The 3,474-nt window shown below is 29.6% G+C and carries 4 protein-coding genes; 2 read left to right on the top strand and 2 right to left on the bottom strand.

The annotated features are described in order from the left end of the window. Positions 1-227: 227 nt before the first annotated feature. Both ACIQ2I_RS08600 and recF read right to left on the bottom strand, forming a co-directional pair. The gene (locus tag ACIQ2I_RS08600) at positions 228-917 is read right to left on the bottom strand and encodes a thioredoxin domain-containing protein (protein ID WP_396182006.1); all 690 of its coding nucleotides are present in this window, start codon (positions 915-917) and stop codon (positions 228-230) included. 76 nt (positions 918-993) lie between these two features. Beyond that, entirely contained in the window at positions 994-2,073 is a 1,080-nt protein-coding gene (gene recF / locus ACIQ2I_RS08595; RefSeq protein WP_396182005.1) for a DNA replication/repair protein RecF, read from the bottom strand. 135 nt (positions 2,074-2,208) lie between these two features. Between recF and ACIQ2I_RS08590 the strand changes: the two genes are divergently transcribed. After that, positions 2,209-3,003, top strand: a complete 795-nt coding sequence (locus ACIQ2I_RS08590; protein WP_396182004.1) for a tol-pal system YbgF family protein — start codon at positions 2,209-2,211, stop codon at positions 3,001-3,003. Continuing rightward, a partial coding sequence (gene ribH / locus ACIQ2I_RS08585; protein ID WP_396182003.1) for a 6,7-dimethyl-8-ribityllumazine synthase occupies positions 3,003-3,474 on the top strand: 472 nt, incomplete at its 3' end. The genes ACIQ2I_RS08590 and ribH, both read left to right, overlap by 1 nt.

Below are 3,474 nucleotides of genomic sequence, written 5' to 3'. Positions count from 1 at the left end.
CTTCCGCCACCTAAAATAAAGAGTTTTTTCTGCTGGTTTTCTTTTAAAACATCTGCTAAATCGGTAACCGAATTTACTTCGCAAAATTCCGAAGCAAAAGCTTCAATGCCAAAGGTGTTGTATTTTTTTAACGATTGTTGTTGTATGATATTCATATATTTGAGTGAATAGTAAATAGTGAATAGTGATAAGTTTTTATTTAGTTCTTTTTACTTTTTACTGAGTTCTTATAAAGCTTTTCTCAACTCTTCTTCGCTAACAAATTCGTTTTTAAAGAAGCTTTGTTTTCCGTTTTGGATTACAATTATTACCGGTAAACCTTCGTAACCTAATGCATTAAATAACGATTTGTTTTTATCAGCATCAATTCGGTGAATGATTACATTATCCGCCATTTCTTTACTAATTTTATCTAAATAAGGCCCCATTTTTTTGCAAGGACCACACCATTCTGCGTAAAAATCAATTACAACCGTTTTGTCTGAAATCAGTATTTTGTTATAATCTTCTCGCGTCATACCAGACCAAACTGCATTGTTTTTTGGATTGGCTTTTCCCCAAGCCATATATCCGCCATCTAATTCGATAATATTTTTAAAACCTAATTCTACTAAATGATTGGCTGCTTTTTTACTTCTTCCGCCGCTTAAGCAATACACAAAAACGGGTTTTAATTTATCTAAATTAGCAACTTGAGTATCAAAAGAATCTCCGTTCCAATCCACGTTTTTGGCATCTGCAATTTTACCGTTTGCATATTCTCCAGGTGTTCTAACATCTAAAATTTGTGCGTCATCCGTTTTTATAATCGTGGCTTTAAATACCGAAGCATCAACGCTTTTAAAGTTTTGACTATTTGTGCAACTAATTGATAATGTTATAATTGCTGTTACGATAATTGATTTAAAGTTTATCATTTTATAAAAAATTATAATGTTTATATGTTTTTTGTTGATTCGTTTATGGTCTAATAATCTAACCATCTAAATAAATCTAAATAGTAAATATTTTATAACTTTTATGTGTTTGTTTTATTATGTTTTCGGTTCTTTCAGGATGCGTGTCGGAAATAAAAATTTGTCCAAAAACATCATCGTTTACCATATTCACAATTTGTTGCACTCTAAAAGCATCTAACTTGTCAAAGATATCATCAAAAAGTAGAATTGGCAACGTTTTTGTTTGTTTTTTAATGAAATCAAACTGCGCTAATTTCAAGGCAATCAAAAATGATTTCTGTTGTCCTTGCGATCCAAATTTTTTAACAGGAAAATCATTTATATTGAATAAAACATCGTCTTTATGAATCCCGCAAGTAGTATATTGCGTAATTCTGTCTTTTTGAAGATTTTGAATTAGTAATGTGTCTAAACTTTCCTCATATAGTTGACTTTCATATACAATAGTTACTTTTTCTGCATTTTCTGATATAACTTCATATAATTCTTGAAAAACGGGAATGAATTTTTCTAAAAAATCTTTTCTTTTTGTGAAAATTATGTGTCCAAACACAGATAATTGTTCATTGTAAATATTCAAATTATCTGCATCAAAAACCTGATTTAATGCAAAATACTTCAATAATGCATTACGTTGTTGTAACGTTTTCTGGTAATTTATTAATGTATTTAAATAAGTAATATCAAAAGTAGAAATTACATTATCAATAAATTTTCTTCGGGTTTCGCTTCCTTCAATAATCAAATCTGTATCGCTGGGTGAAATAATCACAATTGGAATTAATCCAATATGTTCTGAAAATTTTTCGTAAATTTTTCCGTTGCGTTTTAAAATCTTTTTTTGCGCTTTTTTGAAACTACATATAATTTGTTCCGTACGATTTTCTTTTTCAAACACGCCATCAATTACAAAAAACTCTTCACCGTGTTTGATATTTTGTGTAGAAAGGGGGTTAAAATAACTTTTTCCAACTGCTAAATGATAAATTGCATCTAAAATTGTGGTTTTTCCAATGCCGTTTTTTCCTACAATAGCATTTATTTTGCTTTCAAATTCAAAAGAATTCTCTGCAATGTTCTTATAATTAAGTAAAGATAGTTTTTTTAAAATCACGTTTTTTCGGTGAAAAGCATCAAAAATTATACTTTCGAGTACAAATGTAAGTTCAATTTTTAAAAATATAAATAAAAGCACTTTTAAATTTAAATAAAAAGTATATTTTTGCACTTCTAATAAAATTTTAGTTCAATGGCAACATATAATAAAAGAGGTTATAAATCATCAAAACCTGAAGTAGAAAAAGACCCTGCATTTGATACAAGTGTTGATGACATAAATGTAAACGAAAAAGATAGCACCACTGCTGGCGTTTTTAATACTTTAGATGAAACCGCAAATAAAACAGAAGAATGGGTTATAAAAAACCAAAAAGCGATTTTAGGAGTAATTGCAGCAGTTGCAATTGCAACTTTAGCATATATTTTATACGATAAATATATTGCTACTCCTAGCCAAGAAGAAGCATTTAAAGAAATGAATCAAGCACAAATGTATTTTCAAAAAGCAGTTGACGCTACAGAAAAACAAGATTCGTTATTTAAATTGTCTTTAAAAGGCGGCGAAGGTAAATTAGGTTTTGAAGGAATTATTTCTGAATATTCAGGAACAAAAGCAGCTAATTTAGCAGAATATTCTGCTGGTATGGCCTGTTTACATTTGAAAGACTTCAAAAAAGCAATTGAACATTTAGATAATTTTTCAACAAAAGAATTAAATTTACATGCTTTGGCTATCGGTGCAAAAGGTGATGCTAACGCAGAATTAAATAATAATGAAGAAGCTTTAAAATTATATGTTGAAGCTGCTAATGTTGATGAAAATGATTTTATCACTCCAAGATTTTTGTTGAAAGCTGCAAATATGGCAATTGTTTTAAAGAAAAATGACGAAGCTTTAGGTTATTTAAAAACTATAAAAGAAAAATACGAAACTTCTCAAGAAGGAAGTACAGTAGACATTTTAATTGCTTCATTGGAAAAATAATGGCCACCGAAAATAAAAATTTATCTCAATACGATAAAAACAAAATCCCAAATGCGAAAGATTTTCGGTTTGGGATTGTTGTTTCAGAATGGAATAATAATGTAACCGAAGGATTATATAATGGTGTCATTACAGCTTTATCAGATTGTGGTGCATTACCTGAAAATATAAATCGTTGGAATGTTCCAGGAAGTTTTGAATTAATTTTTGGCGCCCGACAAATGCATGAAAAATTAGAGTTAGATGCTGTAATTGTTATAGGTTGTGTGATTAAAGGCGAAACCATGCATTTTGAATTTGTTTGCGATGGCGTAACCCAAGGCATGAAAGATTTAAATTTATTTTACGATGTGCCTACTATTTTTTGTGTCTTAACAGATAATACGATGCAACAATCTATCGATAGAAGTGGAGGAAAGCACGGAAACAAAGGAATTGAAGCAGCAATTGCCGCTATTAAAATGATAGAAT

The organism is Flavobacterium sp., from assembly GCF_044368995.1.
Lineage (GTDB): Bacteria > Bacteroidota > Bacteroidia > Flavobacteriales > Flavobacteriaceae > Flavobacterium.
This window is presented reverse-complemented; position numbering and strand designations above follow the sequence as displayed.

Excerpts from the sequence above, each read along its gene's own strand:
- ACIQ2I_RS08600 (WP_396182006.1), bottom strand. The coding sequence starts at position 917 with ATGATAAACTTTAAATCAATTATCGTAACAGCAATTATAACATTATCA.
- ACIQ2I_RS08590 (WP_396182004.1), top strand. The coding sequence starts at position 2,209 with ATGGCAACATATAATAAAAGAGGTTATAAATCATCAAAACCTGAAGTA.